The sequence below is a fragment of the Caballeronia sp. 11_S32 genome (genome assembly GCF_056930355.1).
The window spans coordinates 98116-115272 of the sequence record NZ_JBXOWH010000004.1; the positions used below are offsets into that span (position 1 = coordinate 98116).

Genomic DNA, 17157 nt, shown 5'->3' on the forward strand with positions numbered 1-17157 from the left:
GGACGGCCCGCGGCGGGCCTGTGAACGGCGGCGCGAGGCAGGAAGCCGCCGCGCCGCGGGACAGACCCGCTCGCGACGAGCGGGTCCGAAGCAATCTTACGTGATCAGTAGTGCAGGTTGATCGACGGCAGGCGCGTGCTCGCCTTGCCGTTGTCGCGCACTTGCGGCGAGGTGTCGGCGGGCGCGCTCATCTGATAGCGCGTGCCGAAATTCGAACGCACGTCGATTTCGACGGGCTTGCCCTTGTCGCGATATTCGGTGATTTCGGTGCCGTTGGTGCTCAGTTCATGAAAGCTCGGCGTGCGCGGCGGCGAGATTTCGACTTTCGAGCTGACATTGGCGGGCGGCCGATTGATGGCTTTCAGGTCGGGAAGGCCGGCGGCTTCTTCCGGCGACATTTTCTGGGCCGCCGGTTGCGGCGCCGGCTGAGCGGCCGGCTGTGCATATGCGCCGATGCTTGCTGCGGCGAGGACTGCCGCGGCGGCGGCGCAAAGGTGCGGCTTCATGATGGTTCTCCAGGCGATGGCCGGATTCTAACAAAACGATTGCCGGCTCAGTAACGAGCGCAGTGCAACGCCTTATTTTGCGCCGGTTTCGCGAATTTTGACGGGTCTGCCAAAAAGGTGTTGCGAGGTGTGATCGCACGCACTCACGCGAAGAGGGACTTCATGGTTCGCGCATTCTTCCGTGTTAATGTCGATTCATTACGAGGGCATCGAAAAAAGACACAAGATCATGACAAACGACCGGACTCAAAGCACGCAGGGCACGCCCGCCAACGATTTCCCGACCGAAGCCTTCGAGGACCCTGTCGCGGCCGTCACGCGCCTTTCGGCCATCTATGAAGCGAATACCGCGTTTCTGCGCGATGCCTTCGCGCGCTATCGCCGCAATGAGCAGTTCACGCACCGCGTGCGCGCGTGCTATCCGTTCGTGCGTGTGCGTACCGAACTGAACACGCAGATCGACTCGCGGCGCTCGTATGGTTTCGTGGCCGGTCCCGGCATCTATGAAACGACGCTCACGCGTCCCGATCTCTTTGGCGATTACTATCGCGAGCAATTGCGGCTGCTCGCGAAGAATCATCACGTGGGCCTCGAAGTGGGCGTGTCCGCGCACCCCATTCCGATTCACTTCGCGTTTGCCGAGGGCATTCATCTCGAAGGCGATCTCGACCGCGACCGGCTGCTCGCGATGCGCAATATCTTCGATACGCCCGACCTCGCGCTGCTCGACGACCGCATCGTCAACGGCACCTACGAGCCGGGACCGGGCGAGCCGCATCCGCTCGCGCTCTTCACGGCGGCGCGCGTGGATTTCTCGCTGCATCGGCTGAGGCATTACACGGCGACTTCGCCCACGCACTTTCAGAACTACGTGCTGTACACGAACTACCAGTTTTATATCGATGAGTTCGTGAAGCTCGGCCGCACGATGATGTCGCGCGCCGACAATGAGGAAACGCGCGCGTATCGCAGCGAATATTCGTCGTTTGTCGAGCCGGGCGATGTCGTCACGTATAACGCCAACCTCGGCGAGCAGCCGGAAGAGGGCACGTCGCCGCCGCGCCTGCCGCAGATGCCCGCGTATCACCTGAAGCGCGCGGACGGCAGCGGCATCACGATGGTGAACATCGGCGTGGGGCCGTCGAACGCGAAGACGATTACGGATCACATCGCGGTGCTGCGTCCGCATGCGTGGATCATGCTTGGGCACTGCGCGGGCTTGCGCAACACGCAGCGTCTGGGCGATTACGTGCTCGCTCACGGCTATGTGCGCGAGGATCACGTGCTCGACGACGATCTGCCGCTTTGGGTGCCGGTGCCGGCGCTCGCGGAAGTGCAGGTGGCGCTGGAGCGCGCGGTGGCGCAGGTGACGCAGCTCGAAGGCGTCGATCTGAAGCGCGTGATGCGCACGGGCACGGTCGCGAGCGTCGATAACCGCAACTGGGAATTGCGCGATCATCGCGAGCCGGTGCGACGGTTGTCGCAAAGCCGGGCAGTCGCGCTCGACATGGAAAGTGCGACGATCGCGGCGAACGGGTTTCGCTTCCGCGTGCCGTATGGGACGCTGCTATGCGTCTCCGACAAGCCGCTGCATGGGGAATTGAAGCTGCCCGGCATGGCCGACCAGTTCTATCGCGCGCAAGTGGATCAGCATTTGCAGATCGGCGTGAAAGCGATGGAGCTGCTGCGCATGAACGGGCTGTCGAAGTTGCATAGCCGGAAGTTGCGCAGCTTCGCGGAGGTGGCGTTTCAGTGATGCCCGCGCCATGGCGGGAAATTCGGGCGCACGCTTATTCCTGGACGCGTGGCGCCGACATCAGTCTCGTGTAGTTCATCCAGCCGGTGGCAGGGGCTTCGGTACCGTGAGATGGCGCGCAGCCGGTCTGCTGATCGAGTTCCGCGGGCGTGCAATAGGCGCCTTCGTATGTCACGCGCACCCAAGGCGTGTTGGTGCCGGATGATTCGGTGACGTCACGGATCGTCGACGTATCCACGCTCACCTTGGAATCCTTGGGCAGGATCATGAGCGCGGAGCACGTGGAGCCCGGGCATGAACGCAGATTCATGTCGATTCCGCCAAGCCACATGTCGACGACACCGCGATTGGCCGAAGCGGCAACCGGCGTCGCTTCGGCGAGCTGTGACGGTTGCGGCGCCGACGTCCTGGCGATGCTCAGGCGCGCGATGCGGTTGAGGTCATCGTTGCTGATGCGGCGGACGAATTCGAGCGTTTCCTGCATGCCGTCGCTGCCGGTCATCGAAAGGTTGTATGCCGTGTGATCCGTATTCCACATTTTTCGGAACGTCAGAATCTCATCCTTGCCACGGATTCTGGTATTGACGTTGACGGTTTCGGCATCGGGGTCCACGTCACCCACCGTTACCGCCAGCGGCGTGTCGCCTTGCAGAATCTGAAACCGGTTATCCGCGAAATAGATCGTCGTCAGTCCGACCGTCGAGGCTGGATTCCAGACCCCCGAAATATCTTTGAGAAGGGCAACCTTCTTGTCCATAGCAGCGGAATTCGGTTCGGCGGAGGAACCGGCTGCCGAGGGCGATGCGTTAGTCGGGGTATTTGATCCTCGTTCGCAGCCCGAGAGCAGGGTAATAGTCATCGTCGCCGCGAGCGCGAGGCGAAGTGTCTGATTCAATGCTTTTTTCATTTGATTTCTGGATTTTCCACGCAACCAGATGGGCTCTTCGTCGAAGCACAATCGCGAAAAGTCCCGTATTTAAAGAAGCTATCGAATCGTGAGGAAAATAGTGCATTCCTCGCGGCATCCGCGATTCGAAGCCAGCGCAAGGCTCGGGCAGTAACTGTCCGCGCGGGCGCTAGCATACGTTTCGGATAACTATATTTTGTGGAAATGTGTGAAGCCGCGGCGCGGGATGCCGGGGCAGAGGTGCGCGCACAAGGCGGGACGCGGTAGCGAGCGCCGTGCTCGGGGCACGGCGCTTTGCTCTCTCGAAACGGCCGTCTTACAAATAGAACATCCGATCCTCATCCGACTTGCTTTCCGCCGGCTGCTCGACCGATTCCTCGCGATCTTCATAGAACCGCAGCACGGCATCCAGCACCTGATCCGGATCGTCGATGACCTGCATCAGATCCAGATCCTTCGGGCTGATCACGCCGTTGGTGAGAAGCGTGTTCTTGAACCAGTCGAGCAGCCCCGACCAGAACTCCGCGCCGACCAGCACGATCGGCACATGGCGCGACTTTTTCGTCTGAATGAGCGTCAGCACTTCGGCAAGCTCATCCAGCGTGCCGAAGCCGCCCGGCATCACCACGACCGCGTCCGAGTTCTTCACGAACGTGACCTTGCGCGTGAAGAAGTGACGGAAACGCAGCGAGATGTCCTGCCACTGATTGCCCGATTGCTCGTGCGGCAGTTCGATATTCAAGCCCACCGAAGGCGACTTGCCCGCATGCGCGCCCTTATTGGCCGCTTCCATGATGCCCGGCCCGCCGCCCGAAATGACGGCGAAGCCCGCGTCGGAGAATTTCTGCGCGATTTCGATCGTGCGCTGATAGTACGGCGACTCCGGTTTCAGACGCGCCGAACCATAGATGCTGATGGCAGGGCGGATCTCCGAGAGGTACTCGGTCGCCTCGATAAACTCTGCCATAATCGTGAACATCTGCCACGATGCGCGAGCCTTCTTGGCCGTCGCGCGCTCTTGATCTGCGAGCGATCGCAGACTCGGAATCACTTTTCTCTTGTTCATAATGCCTGAAGAACTAAGTCTTGAAGGTAAGACCCTGCTATTGGTCGACGGTTCTAGTTACTTGTACCGGGCCTACCATGCGATGCCGGACTTGCGAGGCCCCGACGGCGGGCCTACCGGCGCTCTGTATGGAATGATCAACATGCTGCGGCGCTTGCGGCGCGAAATCAATGCTGAGTATAGCGCGTGCGTATTTGATGCCAAAGGCAAGACTTTCCGCGACGACTGGTACGCCGAATACAAGGCCAACCGGCCCTCGATGCCTGACGACCTCGGCAAGCAGATCGAGCCCATCCACGTCGCCGTGCGCGCGCTCGGCTGGCCGCTCGTGATGATCGAGCGCGTCGAGGCCGACGACGTCATCGGCACGCTCGCGGTCGAGGCCGAAAAGCGCGGCATGAAGGTGATCGTGTCGACGGGCGACAAGGATCTGGCTCAGCTCGTGACGGATCATGTCACCCTCATCAATACGATGACCAACGAAACGCTCGACCGCGCCGGCGTGCAGACCAAGTTCGGCGTGCCGCCGGAGCGCATCGTCGACTATCTGTCGCTCATCGGCGATACCGTCGACAACGTGCCGGGCGTCGAGAAGTGCGGCCCCAAGACAGCGCTCAAATGGCTCACACAATACGAAACCCTTGATGGCATCGTAGAACATGCGAATGAGATCAAAGGTGCGGTAGGAGACAATCTGCGCCATGCTCTGGACTTCCTGCCGATGGCGAAAAAGCTCGTCACCGTGCACACGGAATGCGATCTCACTTCGCAGATCGAGTCGATCGACAGCACGCTCTTGACACGTCCCGAATCCCGCGACGAGCTGCGCGACGTGTTCCTGCGTCACGGCTTCAAGACGTGGCTGCGCGAAATCGAAATCGCCGATGCGGTCGAAGGCCCGACCGACACGCCGCCCGCCCAAGTCACCGAAATCGTCCATCACTACGAGACGGTGCAGACGTGGGAGCAGTTCGATGCATGGCTCAAGCGCATCAACGAAGCGGAGATCACGTCGTTCGACAGCGAAACCACGTCGCTCGATCCGATGACCGCGCAGATCGTCGGCATGTCGGTGTCGACCGAGCCGGGGCACGCGGCATACATTCCTGTCGCGCATCGCGGGCCGGACGCGCCCGAGCAATTGCCGCGCGATGAAGTGCTCGCGAAGCTCAAGCCCTGGCTCGAGGATGCGTCGAAGAAAAAAGTCGGTCAACACCTGAAGTACGACGAGCAGGTGCTTGCCAACTACGGCATCGAGATGCGCGGCGTCGAGCACGACACGCTCCTGCAATCGTACGTGCTCGAATCGCATCGTCCGCATGACATGGATAACCTCGCGCTGCGTCATCTCGGCGTGAAGACGATCAAGTACGAAGACGTCGCGGGCAAGGGCGCATCGCAGATCGGCTTCGACGAAGTGCCGCTCGACAAGGCGTCCGCATATGCCGCCGAAGATGCCGACATCACGCTGCGTCTGCATCACGCGCTGTATCCGCAAGTGGCGCAGGAGGAAGGCCTGCTGCACGTGTATCGCGACATCGAGATGCCCACCTCGCGCGTGCTGCGCAAGATGGAACGCAACGGTGTGCTGATCGATCGCCAGAGGCTCGATGCGCAAAGCAACGAGATCGCGAAGCGTCTCATCGATCTTCAGGCGCAGGCGTATGAGCTCGCGGGCGGCGAATTCAATCTCGGCTCGCCGAAGCAGATCGGCCAGATCTTCTTCGAGAAGCTGGCATTGCCCGTCGTGAAGAAGACGCCGAGCGGCGCGCCCTCCACCGATGAAGAAGTGCTGCAAAAGCTCGCCGAAGACTATCCGCTGCCGAAGGTGCTGCTCGAACATCGCGGGTTGTCGAAGCTCAAGTCCACCTACACGGACAAGCTGCCGCGCATGGTGAACGCGTCGACGGGGCGCGTGCATACGAACTATGCGCAGGCCGTCGCGGTGACGGGGCGCCTGTCGTCGAACGAGCCGAACCTGCAGAACATCCCGGTGCGCACGGGCGAAGGCCGGCGCATTCGCGAAGCGTTCATCGCGCCGCCGGGCAGCAAGATCGTATCGGCGGATTACTCGCAGATCGAATTGCGCATCATGGCGCATATTTCCGGCGACGAATCGCTGATGCGCGCGTTCAAGGAAGGCGAAGACGTGCACCGCGCCACCGCTTCCGAAGTGTTCAGCGTCACGCCGCTCGAGGTCGACAACGATCAGCGGCGCATCGCGAAGGTGATCAACTTCGGCTTGATCTATGGCATGAGCTCGTTCGGGCTCGCGTCGAATCTCGGCATCACGCGCGATGCGGCGAAGCTTTATATCGACCGCTATTTCGCGCGCTATCCTGGCGTCGCGGCGTATATGGAGAACACGCGCATGAGCGCCAAGGCGAACGGTTTCGTCGAGACCGTGTTCGGCCGGCGTTTGTGGCTGCCCGAGATCAACGGCGGCAGCGGGCCGCGTCGTCAGGCCGCCGAGCGCGCCGCGATCAACGCGCCGATGCAGGGCACCGCCGCCGATCTCATCAAGCTGTCGATGATCGCCGTGCAGGACTGGCTCGAAAGCTCGGGCATCGGCGCGAAGATGATCATGCAGGTGCACGATGAACTCGTGCTCGAAGTGCCCGAGGAAGCGCTTCCCGAGGTCAGGAAGCGCTTACCTGAACTGATGTGCGGCGTCGCGAAGCTGAAGGTGCCGCTCGTCGCGGAGGTGGGCGTCGGCAATAACTGGGAAGAAGCGCACTGAAGGCGCGCTGAAATACTTTGCGCAAGGCATATGCGGCACATGTCGCATATGTCCGACATGTTGGTGACGCGCTTGTGACTGTCATCGAAGCTCACGCACAATCAAGTCAAACGAGGAAGTCAAGCACGAAGGTCGATCGACTATAAAAGCATAGGGAGAGTGCCATGCATCGCTTCATCATCGTCGGCGGAGGGGCTGGCGGCCTCGAACTCGCGACTCGCCTCGGCGACCGTTTCGGCTCGACGGACGAAAAGACACCGCCGAAAGCGCAAGTCACGCTCGTCGACCGCAACCCGACGCATATCTGGAAGCCGCTCCTGCATGAAGTCGCGGCGGGCAGCATGGACCCGTTCACGCAGGAGCTCGAATACGCCGCGCAGGCCTTGTGGCACGGCTTCGAATTCCAGCAGGGCGAGCTCGTCGGGCTGGATCGCGCGGCAAAGCGCATCACGATCGGCGCGCTGCGCGATGAAGAAGCGGGCGAGCTGTTGCCCGAGCGCGAGCTGGAGTACGACACGCTCGTCATCGCCATTGGCAGCACGACGCATTTCTTCGGCGTCGAAGGCGCGCAGCAGAACTCGATCGCGCTCGATACCGTCGGTCAGGCGGAGCTCTTCCGCAAGCGCCTGATCGCGGCGTGCATGCGCGCCGAGCATTTCGCGCCGGAGCCCGTCGCGGCGGTGGTCGCGAACGGCGAGATCGAATCCGCCGAACCGGTCGTCGAAGGCGCGCCGCGCATCCAGGTCGCGATCGTCGGCGCGGGCGCGACGGGCGTCGAATTGTCGGCGGAACTGCGCAACACGGCGCAAGTGCTGTCGGCCTACGGGCTGCACAAGCTCGATCCGAAACACGATATCGGCATCGTGCTGATCGAAGCCGGGCCGCGCATCCTTCCCGCGCTGCAGGAGCGCGTATCCATCGCGACCGCGGAGTTGCTCACCAAACTCGGCGTGAAGCTGATGACGGGCGAGACGGTCGCGGAAGTGTCGAACGATTCGATCCGCACCGCGAGCGGCAAGACGATCCGCGCGGATCTCACGGTCTGGGCGGCGGGCATCAAGGCGCCGGCCATCCTCTCCAATCTCGACGGTCTTCCGACCAACCGCCTCGGGCAGTTGATCGTGCGCCGCACGCTGCAAACGGAAATCGACGACAACGTCTTCGCGCTCGGCGATTGCGCCGCGTGCCCGTGGCCCGGCAACGAGCGCAACGTGCCGCCGCGCGCGCAGGCCGCGCATCAGCAGGCGAGCTTTCTGTTCAAGTCGCTCGAGCGGCTTTTGCAGGGCAAGCCTCTGCCCGAATACACCTATCGCGACTTCGGTTCGCTGGTGTCGCTCGGGCATTACAGCGCGGTCGGCAATCTGATGGGCGGGCTGATCGGTGGCAACATGCTGATCGAAGGGCTCTTCGCGCGCTTCATGTACATGTCGCTCTACCGTCTGCACGTCGCGGCGCTGCACGGCTATGCACGCATGGTGCTCGATACCGTCGCGCACTGGCTGCGCCGCTCCACCGCTCCGCGCGTGAAGTTGCACTGACGCGGAATAGAACCCCTGCGTCATTCGTTGAAAGCTGTTTAGAATGGGCGGCGCGTGAGAAGGCGAAGCATTTCGCTGGTTCGCCCGTTCACCGTCGTGCAGCGCCGCGCCTCGTGACGCCTTGAACACGTCGCGCGGTTTTCAACGATCCGTGCCGTTCGCGCAAGGGAGCACTCGCCGCGACGGCCTTGCCGCGGGAGCGACACATGCTAGACCCTGAAGTCGACAGCCTCATTCCGCACGTCCCGTTCGACCGACGCACCTTCATCAAGGCAACCATCGGCACCGGCTTCGCGGCCGCAGTGCTTCCGGTGTCGGCGCAAACCATCCATACCGATGACAACGGCCTCGAAGCGGGCGCCATCGGTATTCGCGGCGCGGACGGCACGCTCGTTCCCGCTTATCGCGCGCAACCGAAGGGCAAGACGCATCTGCCGGTCGTCATCGTGGTTCACGAGATTTTCGGGGTTCACGAGCATATCGCCGACGTGTGCCGTCGCTTCGCGAAGCAGGGCTATCTGGCCATTGCGCCCGAGTTCTTCACGCGTCAGGGCGATCCGAAGGCGTATCCCTCGATTCAGCAGCTCAACGAGCAGGTCGTATCGAAAGTGCCGGATTCACAGGTGATCTCCGACATCGATCAGGCCATCAAATGGGCGGGCGAGCATGGCGGCGATCCGAAGCGCGCGGGAATCGTCGGATTCTGCTGGGGCGGGCGCATTTCGTGGCTGTATGCGGAGCACAACCCGAATCTCAAGGCGGCGGTCGCGTTCTACGGGCGGCTCGTCGGCAACAAGACCGAGACGACGCCGAATAATCCGCTCGATCTCGCCAGCCAGCTCAAGGTGCCCGTGCTCGGCCTATACGGCCGGCAAGATCAGAGCATTCCGCAGGACACTCTGGAGCAGATGAAACAGGCGCTCGCGAACGACCCTCCGCCCGCGAAGAACTCGCAGTTCGTCGTGTACGACGACGCGGGGCATGCGTTCTTCGCGGATTATCGTCCGAGCTATCGCAAGGCGGATGCCGAAGACGGCTGGAAGCGCACGCTCGCGTGGTTCCGCGGGCATGGCGTCAAATAGCGCGCATCGCGCCGTCAGGGGTTCGGCCCGGTCGCGACCGGCCGGCCCGGATCGGTGCTCCACTCGCTCCATGATCCGGGATAGAGCGCCGCGCCGTGCAGGCCGGCGATTTCCATAGCGAGCACGTTGTGACACGCCGTCACGCCCGAGCCGCATTGCAGCACGATGCGGTCCGCGGGCGTCGCGCCGATCAGCGTGCCGAACGCCTCGCGCAATTCGTGCGCGGTCTTGAAGCGGCCGTCCGCGGTCAGGTTGTTCTTGAAGAAGTGATTGAGCGCGCCGGGAATATGCCCGCCGACGGGATCGATCGTTTCGTTCTCGCCGCGATAACGGTCGGCGGCGCGCGCATCGATCAGCAGATGATCGCGCGTGCCGATGCTGCGCTCGATCGCCTGCGCGTCGATGGTCACCTGCAGCGGCGCGGCGGCCTTGAACGTGCCCTGCGCCTTCGGCGGCGCGGCGGTGTCGAGCGGATTGCCCGCGGCCTCCCACGCCTGCAGGCCGCCGTCGAGCAGCGCGACGGAATCGTGCCCGAGCCAGCGCAACAGCCACCAGAGACGCGCGGCGTACATGCCGCCGTGCGCGTCGTAGGCGACCACCTGCTGGCCTTCGTTCATGCCGAAGCTCGCGAGCTTCGCAACGAGCGCGGCGCGCTCGGGCAGCGGATGGCGTCCGTTCGTGCCCGTCTTGACGCCGGACAGATCGCGATCCAGATGGAGATAGTGCGCGCCGGGAATATGGCCTTGCGCGTAAGCTGCTTCGCCCGAATCGGGCGCGGCTAGGTCGAAGCGGCAGTCGAACACGAGGATGCTGCCAGGCGCGGCGGCGAGCCGTTCGGCGAGATTGGTCGCCGAGATGAGCGTGGTGTAGTGGGTGTGCGGCATGACGGCTCCTGAGGCGGCGCTTGCGATGCGGGATGAATCAATAGTCTAAAAGAAAAAACGGGCCCGAAAGCCCGTCTTTTCCTGATGACCGCATCGCCGTCAAATGGCGCCGAGTTGATGCCGCAAAAACTCGTGGAAGTGCTGCATGCCGGATTCCATCGGGCTCTGATACGGCCCGACCTGGTTCTCGCCACGCGACATCAGCGCGCGGCGGCCCGCATCCATGCGCTCGGCGATTTCATCGTCCTCGCGCGCGGTTTCCATGTACGCGGCGCGTTCCGCCTCGATGAACTCACGCTCGAAGAGCGCGATTTCTTCGGGGTAATAGAACTCGACGATGTTCGTCGTCTTCTGCGTGCCGTGCGGAATGAGCCATGACACGACCAGCACGTGCGGATACCACTCGATCATCAGACCGGGGTAATACACCATCCAGATCGCACCGAATTCGGGTGGCGCGCCGTTGCGAAAGCGCAGGACCTGGTCGTGCCACTTGCGGTATGTCGGGCTGCCCGGCTTCTCCAGATTCTTGTGGACGCCGACGGTCTGCACGCTGTACCAGTCGCCGAACTCCCACTCGAGGTTGTCGCACGACACGAAGCTGCCGAGGCCCGGATGGAACGGCGCGACGTGATAGTCCTCCAGATAGACCTCGATGAAGGTCTTCCAGTTGTAGTTGCACTCGTGCACTTCGACGTGATCGAACATGAAGCCAGAGAAGTCGAAATGCTTCGCCGTGCCAAGCCTCGCGAGATCCGCGGCGATGTTGCGGCCCTCCGATTCGAAGAGCAGGCCTTGCCAGTTCTGCAGCGAAGTCTTGCCGAGGTTCAGGCAGGGCTTGTCCGCGAAATGCGGCGCGCCGAGCAGCTGACCGTTGAGATCGTAGGTCCAGCGATGCAGCGGGCAGACGATGTTGTCCGCGCTGCCGCGGCCGTTGAGCATGATCGCCTGGCGGTGGCGGCACACGTTCGACAGCAGTTCGATATTGTTCTGCTGGTTACGGACGAGCACGCGCCCTTCGCCCTCGCCGGGAAGCGCGAAATAGTTTCCCGCTTCGGGAACCATGAGTTCGTGCCCGACGTAGCGTGGACCCTGCTTGAAAAGTATGTCGAGTTCGCGCGTAAGAAGCGCTTCGTCAAAGTAAGCCGTGACTGGCAGCTGACTGTGAATGGCGTTCAGCTGCAATGCATTGCTCAGATTGGACATTCCCACTCCCGATGAAAACGTGAAAGCAGTGAACAACCCAACCATCGAAGATTCGATTTAGGGAGCCCGCGATTATACCGAAATTCGCCACGAAGGGGCGCATAAGGTCTTGATTTGGGTATAAATTGTCGCGAGAGTTCCTCACAATCGCCCCGTGGGCGAGTGCGGATGGCATGGCGCGCAAGGTTCGGGCGAAAATGCCGGAAGGCGGTGACCAGCCTTGGATGCGGACGGGATGCGGGTCGAAAATTTGGCTTTTGCCGTAGAATGTGCGACTTGGTTCCAAAATTCAATTGCACATCCACGATTCATGGCGAAGACCGCTATCCAGGAAACGGGCGATAAAACCGGCGCCGACGCGCAGAGCGCGGACGCCGCGCAGCTTCCGGAAAACTATGAGGCGGCGCTGGCAGAACTCGAATCGCTCGTCGCGCGCATGGAAGAGGGCGCGCTGAGTCTCGAGGAATCGCTTGCGGCGTATCGCCGCGGCGCGGCGCTTGTAGGCTTTTGCCAACAACAGCTCGAAAAAGTCGAGCAGCAGGTGCGCGTTCTCGACGGCGAGACGCTCAAGCCGCTGCCCGCCGAGGTACAGCGTGCGACCCAGGGTGCGGGAGCCTTGAACGACAACGGGGACGACGACCTATGACCTTCGAACAATGGATGCGCGCGACGCTCGACCGCGTCGAGACCGCACTCGAACACTATCTTCCGGGCACGGACGTCGCGCCCGCGCGCCTGCATGAGGCGATGCGCTATGCCGTGCTGGGCGGCGGCAAGCGGGTTCGCCCGCTCCTCGTCCACGCGGCTGGCGAGCTGACCGGCGCGGCCACGCGAGCCGTGGAAGCGGCGAGCGCTGCGCTCGAGATGATTCACGTCTATTCGCTGGTGCATGACGACATGCCCGCCATGGACGACGACGCATTGCGCCGGGGTAAGCCCACGGTACACATCCAATATGACGAAGCGACGGCACTGCTCGTCGGCGACGCGCTGCAATCGCAGGCGTTCGTCGCGCTGACCGCCGAAGGCAACGGTCTGAACGATAGCCAGCAAGCCGCGCTCGTGCGCGAACTCGCTGTCGCGAGCGGTTCGCTCGGCATGGCGGGCGGACAGGCCATCGACCTCGAAAGCGTCGGGCGCAAGCTGTCGCGGCCCGAGCTCGAGACGATGCATCGCAAGAAAACGGGTGCGCTGCTGCGCGCCTCGGTGCGAATGGGCGCGCTCGCGGGCGCGCATCCGGGCGCGGACGCGCTCGCGTCGCTGGACCAGTATGCCGCCGCGATCGGCCTTGCGTTCCAGGTTGTCGACGACATCCTCGATGTCACCGCCGATTCCGCGACGCTCGGCAAGACCGCCGGCAAGGACGCGCAGCACGACAAGCCCACGTATGTATCGATCATCGGGCTCGCCGCGTCGCGCGAGCTCGCCGCGCAGCTCGGCCGCGACGCGCACGCCGCGATCCAGCCGTTCGGCGCACGCGGCCAGCGCCTGGCCGAGCTTGCCGACCTGGTCGTGAACCGGGTGAATTGATTGTTGAACGCGTGACGAACCCCACGGCGCGAGGAACGAAACAATCGCGCCGAACGAATCACGCCAGTTTTCCTAAAATGGGACGACGATGTACGACTTGCTGAAAACCATCGACGATCCGGCCGATTTGCGCGCCCTCGATCGCCGCCAACTGCAACCGCTGGCCGACGAGCTGCGAGCCTATGTGCTCGACAGCGTGTCGCAGACGGGCGGCCATCTGTCGTCCAATCTGGGCACGGTCGAGCTGACGATTGCGTTGCACTACGTGTTCGATACGCCTAATGACCGCATCGTCTGGGACGTCGGTCATCAGACGTATCCGCACAAGATCCTGACCGGCCGCCGTGAACAGATGCCGGGTCTGCGCCAGCTGGGCGGCATTTCCGGCTTTCCGCGACGCGCCGAGTCCGAGTACGACACCTTCGGCACCGCGCATTCGAGCACGTCGATTTCGGCGGCGCTCGGCATGGCGATCGCCAACAAGCTGCAGGGCGACAACCGCTATTCGATCGCCGTGATCGGCGACGGCGCGATGACCGCGGGCATGGCCTTCGAGGCGATGAACAACGCCGGCGTTGCCGACGACGTGCCGCTGCTCGTCATCCTCAACGACAACGACATGTCGATCTCGCCGCCGGTCGGCGCGCTGAATCGCCATCTCGCGCGTCTGATGTCGGGCCGTTTCTACGCCGCCGCGCGCGCGGGCGTCGAGCGTGTGCTGCGTCACGCGCCGCCGGTGCTCGATCTCGCCCGCAAGCTCGAAGAGCACGCGAAGGGCATGATCGTGCCGGCCACGTTGTTCGAGGAGTTCGGCTTCAACTACATCGGGCCGATCGACGGCCACGATCTCGATTCGCTGGTCCCGACGCTGCAGAACATCAAGGAACTGCGCGGCCCGCAATTCCTGCACGTCGTGACGAAGAAAGGCCAGGGCTACAAGCTCGCCGAAGCCGATCCGGTGCTCTACCACGGCCCGGGCAAGTTCAATCCGGCCGAAGGCATCAAGCCGTCGACGGCGCCTTCGAAGAAGACCTACACGCAAGTGTTCGGCGAATGGCTGTGCGACGCCGCGGCGCAGGATTCGCGCGTGGTCGGCATCACGCCGGCAATGCGCGAAGGCTCCGGCATGGTCGAGTTCGAGAAGCGCTTCCCGGACCGTTATTTCGATGTCGGCATCGCGGAGCAGCACGCCGTGACGTTCGCGGGCGGTCTCGCGGCGGACGGCATGAAGCCCGTCGTCGCGATCTATTCGACCTTCCTGCAGCGCGCGTACGACCAGTTGATCCACGACGTCGCGCTGCAAAACCTGCCGGTCGTGTTCGCGATCGACCGCGCGGGGCTCGTCGGCGCGGACGGCGCGACGCACGCGGGCAATTACGACCTCGCGTTCCTGCGCTGCATCCCGAACATGACGGTGATGGCGGCATCGGACGAAAACGAATGCCGTCAGATGCTCTACACGGCGCTCCAGCAGCCGAACCCGACGGCCGTGCGCTATCCGCGCGGCGCGGGCACCGGTGTCGCGACCGTCAAGCAGATGACCGCGATTCCCGTCGGCAAGGGAGAGATTCGCCGCGAGTCGTCGCAGAAGCTCGGCTCGGGCAAGCGCATCGCGATCTGCGCGTTCGGCACGATGGTCGCGCCGTCGCTCGCCGCCGCCGAACAACTCGATCTGACGGTGGCCAACATGCGCTTCGTGAAGCCGGTCGACGCCAACCTGCTGCGCGAACTCGCCGCGACGCACGACGCCATCGTGACGATCGAGGAAGGCGCGATCATGGGCGGCGCGGGCTCCGCGTGCGTCGAGGCGCTGCTCGCAAGCTCCGTCGTGAAGCCTGTGCTGCAACTCGGCCTGCCGGACGTCTTCATCGATCATGGCGATCCCGCCAAGCTGCTTTCGAGCGTCGGGCTGGATGCGGCCGGCATCGTCAAGTCGATTCGCGAGCGCTTCATCGACGCCGTCGAAAACGCTCACGCAGGCAAGCTCACCAAGCGCGTCGCCTGACCCATCGCAGGAACGGCGCGCTCGGGGCGCGCCGCGCTTCAACGCTTCGACACACGGCGCGGGCATTGTCCCGCGCCGTGTGCGCTTCAACGTTTCGATCCGCTCGCGTCTTGCGTGACGCGCGGCGCATAAGGACAAAACAAATGAATCAGATGAATCCCGCCTTCGTGATGCCCGACGTTCAGAGCACCCCCGACATGCGCCAGATCGCGATTCAGCGCGTCGGCGTGAAGGGCGTGCGGCATCCGTTGTCGGTGCGCACGGCGAACGGCGTGCAGCCGAGCGTCGGCGTGTGGAACCTCGATGTGCATTTGCCCGCCGACCAGAAGGGCACGCACATGTCGCGCTTCGTCGCGCTGCTGGAAGAGAATGGCGAGCCGCTCGATCAGACCGCGCTGCGCACGCTGCTCGCCGCGATGCTGACCAAGCTCGAAGCGCATTCCGGCCGTATCGAAGTGAGCCTGCCGTACTTCGTGATGAAGACGGCGCCTGTGTCCGGCGTGCAAAGCCTGCTCGACTACGAAGCGACCTTCATCGCCGAGCGGCGCGACGGTGAAACCCGCCTTTCGATGAAAGTGCTCGTGCCCGTGACGAGCCTGTGCCCGTGCTCGAAGAAAATCTCGCAGTACGGCGCGCACAACCAGCGCTCGCACGTGACGATCACGGCGGAGCTCGCGGGCGACGTCGCGGTCGAGGATCTGATTCGCATCGCGGAAGAAGAGGCGTCGTGCGAACTGTGGGGTCTGCTGAAGCGCCCCGACGAGAAGTTCGTGACCGAGCGCGCTTATGAGAACCCGAAGTTCGTCGAAGACCTCGTGCGCGATGTCGCGACGCGCCTGAACGCGGACGAGCGCATCGTCGCGTATGTGCTCGAAGCCGAGAACTTCGAGTCGATCCACAATCACAGCGCGTATGCGGTGATCGAGCGGGACAAGCGCCGCGACGCCTGAGTCCGTGTCACGCGAGCGCCGTTTCCGATGAAACGTGCGCTTCCCGCACGGACGCCATCACCAGCGACGCCAGCCGCTCGACCGGCGGCGAAGCGCTCCCCGGCGCGCGATGCAATGCCAGCGGAATCGACGGCAATGCGGGCAATCCGCATTCGCCGGCATCGAGCGCGCGCACCGTCGATGGCAATCCGTAGCGCGTGCGCACCGTCACGCCAAGACCGGCCGCCGCCGCCGCCCACAAGCCCGACAGGCTCGGGCTCGTAAACGCCACCCGCCATTTGATGCCCGCGCGGTCGAGCGCCGCGGCCGCCGCGCTGTGAAACAGACACGGCCGATCGAACGCGATGAGCGGCAAGGGCTCGTCGGGGTCGTATTGCCAAGGAACCGTCGACGACGCGATCCAGCGCATCGGCGGCGCGGCTATCGGCTCGGCGATCATGGCGGCGTTGCTGTCGCCGGTGACGCCGCCCGTGCCCCACACGAGCGCGAGATCGAGTTGCCCCGTATCGATGCGCTCCAGCAACTCGGTATTGCGCGCCACACGCGCTTCGATCCGCACCTTGGGATGCGCTCGCGCGAAGCGGCCGAGCACATCGGGCAGCACGACTTCGCCGAAATCTTCCTGCAATCCGAGCCGGATCCAGCCTTCCAGATCGACGCCGCGAATCGCCACGGCGGCTTCGTCGTTCAGTTCGACGAGCCGCCGCGCGTAGCCGAGCATCACTTCGCCCGCGTCCGTCAGCGCGAGGCCGCGCCCGGACTTGCGAAAGAGCGCCGCGCCCGCCTGTTCCTCCAGCTTGCGGAGCTGCGCGCTCACCGCCGATGTCGAGCGTCCGACGCGGTCCGCCGCCTTCGCGAAACTGCCCAGGTCCATGCCCGCGACGAAGCTGCGCAGCACCGCGAGATCGAATGTCGTCTGGCTCATGGCAATCGTCCTGATTTTCCGAATGATGGATGAAGAACTTTGTGATTTTCAGGACGATCCTA

General features: G+C 63.4%; 14 protein-coding genes. 8 read left to right on the plus strand and 6 right to left on the minus strand.

The annotated features are described in order from the left end of the window. Positions 1 to 104 precede the first annotated feature (104 nt). Positions 105 to 506 carry a hypothetical protein gene (locus tag AC1Z32_RS26500; protein WP_062603573.1) on the minus strand — a complete coding sequence of 134 codons (402 nt, stop codon included), beginning with the start codon at positions 504 to 506 and terminating at the stop codon, positions 105 to 107. Positions 507 to 735: 229 nt separating this feature from the next. Here AC1Z32_RS26500 and AC1Z32_RS26505 point away from each other — a divergent pair, with 229 nt between their 5' ends. Further along, complete coding sequence (locus AC1Z32_RS26505; RefSeq protein ID WP_483481817.1) at positions 736 to 2262, plus strand: AMP nucleosidase; 1527 nt, start codon at positions 736 to 738, stop codon at positions 2260 to 2262. A gap of 34 nt (positions 2263 to 2296) precedes the next feature. Here AC1Z32_RS26505 and AC1Z32_RS26510 read toward each other — a convergent pair whose 3' ends face one another. Together AC1Z32_RS26510 and AC1Z32_RS26515 are read right to left on the minus strand one after the other, a co-directional pair. Next, complete coding sequence (locus AC1Z32_RS26510) at positions 2297 to 3169, minus strand: hypothetical protein (RefSeq protein WP_483481818.1); 873 nt, start codon at positions 3167 to 3169, stop codon at positions 2297 to 2299. 316 nt (positions 3170 to 3485) lie between these two features. After that, a complete protein-coding gene (locus tag AC1Z32_RS26515; RefSeq protein WP_483481819.1) occupies positions 3486 to 4235 on the minus strand; it encodes an LOG family protein in 750 nt (249 codons plus the stop codon). Between the two features lies 1 nt (position 4236). On the opposite strand from AC1Z32_RS26515, the gene polA reads away from it, so the two are divergent. The 3 genes from polA (at position 4237) to AC1Z32_RS26530 (ending at position 9595) form a co-directional block, all read left to right on the plus strand. Further along, positions 4237 to 6975, plus strand: a complete 2739-nt coding sequence (gene polA, locus AC1Z32_RS26520) for a DNA polymerase I (protein WP_483483318.1) — start codon at positions 4237 to 4239, stop codon at positions 6973 to 6975. A gap of 164 nt (positions 6976 to 7139) precedes the next feature. Continuing rightward, positions 7140 to 8513, plus strand: a complete 1374-nt coding sequence (locus tag AC1Z32_RS26525) for an NAD(P)/FAD-dependent oxidoreductase (protein ID WP_483481820.1) — start codon at positions 7140 to 7142, stop codon at positions 8511 to 8513. A gap of 206 nt (positions 8514 to 8719) precedes the next feature. Next, positions 8720 to 9595, plus strand: coding sequence for a dienelactone hydrolase family protein (locus AC1Z32_RS26530; RefSeq protein WP_483481821.1), 876 nt, complete (start codon positions 8720 to 8722; stop codon positions 9593 to 9595). A gap of 14 nt (positions 9596 to 9609) precedes the next feature. Here the strand turns inward: AC1Z32_RS26530 and AC1Z32_RS26535 are convergent, their stop codons facing one another. Both AC1Z32_RS26535 and AC1Z32_RS26540 read right to left on the minus strand, forming a co-directional pair. Beyond that, entirely contained in the window at positions 9610 to 10479 is an 870-nt protein-coding gene (locus AC1Z32_RS26535; protein ID WP_483481822.1) for a sulfurtransferase, read from the minus strand. A 99-nt stretch (positions 10480 to 10578) separates the two neighbouring features. After that, the gene (locus AC1Z32_RS26540) at positions 10579 to 11685 is read right to left on the minus strand and encodes an aromatic ring-hydroxylating oxygenase subunit alpha (RefSeq protein ID WP_483481823.1); all 1107 of its coding nucleotides are present in this window, start codon (positions 11683 to 11685) and stop codon (positions 10579 to 10581) included. A gap of 310 nt (positions 11686 to 11995) precedes the next feature. Here AC1Z32_RS26540 and AC1Z32_RS26545 point away from each other — a divergent pair, with 310 nt between their 5' ends. From AC1Z32_RS26545 to folE2, 4 genes are all read left to right on the plus strand, one after another. Beyond that, positions 11996 to 12331, plus strand: a complete 336-nt coding sequence (locus AC1Z32_RS26545) for an exodeoxyribonuclease VII small subunit (protein ID WP_483481824.1) — start codon at positions 11996 to 11998, stop codon at positions 12329 to 12331. Then, positions 12328 to 13215, plus strand: a complete 888-nt coding sequence (locus tag AC1Z32_RS26550; RefSeq protein WP_483481825.1) for a polyprenyl synthetase family protein — start codon at positions 12328 to 12330, stop codon at positions 13213 to 13215. Before AC1Z32_RS26545 ends, AC1Z32_RS26550 begins: the two co-directional genes overlap by 4 nt. An 88-nt stretch (positions 13216 to 13303) precedes the next feature. Then, a complete protein-coding gene (gene dxs, locus AC1Z32_RS26555) occupies positions 13304 to 15220 on the plus strand; it encodes a 1-deoxy-D-xylulose-5-phosphate synthase (RefSeq protein WP_483481826.1) in 1917 nt (638 codons plus the stop codon). A 143-nt stretch (positions 15221 to 15363) separates the two neighbouring features. Further along, complete coding sequence (gene folE2 / locus AC1Z32_RS26560) at positions 15364 to 16170, plus strand: GTP cyclohydrolase FolE2 (RefSeq protein WP_483481827.1); 807 nt, start codon at positions 15364 to 15366, stop codon at positions 16168 to 16170. A gap of 7 nt (positions 16171 to 16177) precedes the next feature. On the opposite strand, the gene AC1Z32_RS26565 is transcribed toward folE2, so the two are convergent. After that, a complete protein-coding gene (locus AC1Z32_RS26565; protein ID WP_483481828.1) occupies positions 16178 to 17095 on the minus strand; it encodes a LysR substrate-binding domain-containing protein in 918 nt (305 codons plus the stop codon). Between the last annotated feature and the right edge of the window lie 62 nt (positions 17096 to 17157).

Coding starts and splice junctions, on each gene's coding strand:
- AC1Z32_RS26500 (WP_062603573.1), bottom strand. CDS start 506: ATGAAGCCGCACCTTTGCGCCGCCGCCGCGGCAGTCCTCGCCGCAGCA.
- AC1Z32_RS26505 (WP_483481817.1), top strand. CDS start 736: ATGACAAACGACCGGACTCAAAGCACGCAGGGCACGCCCGCCAACGAT.
- AC1Z32_RS26510 (WP_483481818.1), bottom strand. CDS start 3,169: ATGAAAAAAGCATTGAATCAGACACTTCGCCTCGCGCTCGCGGCGACG.
- AC1Z32_RS26515 (WP_483481819.1), bottom strand. CDS start 4,235: ATGAACAAGAGAAAAGTGATTCCGAGTCTGCGATCGCTCGCAGATCAA.
- polA (WP_483483318.1), top strand. CDS start 4,237: ATGCCTGAAGAACTAAGTCTTGAAGGTAAGACCCTGCTATTGGTCGAC.
- AC1Z32_RS26525 (WP_483481820.1), top strand. CDS start 7,140: ATGCATCGCTTCATCATCGTCGGCGGAGGGGCTGGCGGCCTCGAACTC.
- AC1Z32_RS26530 (WP_483481821.1), top strand. CDS start 8,720: ATGCTAGACCCTGAAGTCGACAGCCTCATTCCGCACGTCCCGTTCGAC.
- AC1Z32_RS26535 (WP_483481822.1), bottom strand. CDS start 10,479: ATGCCGCACACCCACTACACCACGCTCATCTCGGCGACCAATCTCGCC.
- AC1Z32_RS26540 (WP_483481823.1), bottom strand. CDS start 11,685: ATGTCCAATCTGAGCAATGCATTGCAGCTGAACGCCATTCACAGTCAG.
- AC1Z32_RS26545 (WP_483481824.1), top strand. CDS start 11,996: ATGGCGAAGACCGCTATCCAGGAAACGGGCGATAAAACCGGCGCCGAC.
- AC1Z32_RS26550 (WP_483481825.1), top strand. CDS start 12,328: ATGACCTTCGAACAATGGATGCGCGCGACGCTCGACCGCGTCGAGACC.
- dxs (WP_483481826.1), top strand. CDS start 13,304: ATGTACGACTTGCTGAAAACCATCGACGATCCGGCCGATTTGCGCGCC.
- folE2 (WP_483481827.1), top strand. CDS start 15,364: ATGAATCAGATGAATCCCGCCTTCGTGATGCCCGACGTTCAGAGCACC.
- AC1Z32_RS26565 (WP_483481828.1), bottom strand. CDS start 17,095: ATGAGCCAGACGACATTCGATCTCGCGGTGCTGCGCAGCTTCGTCGCG.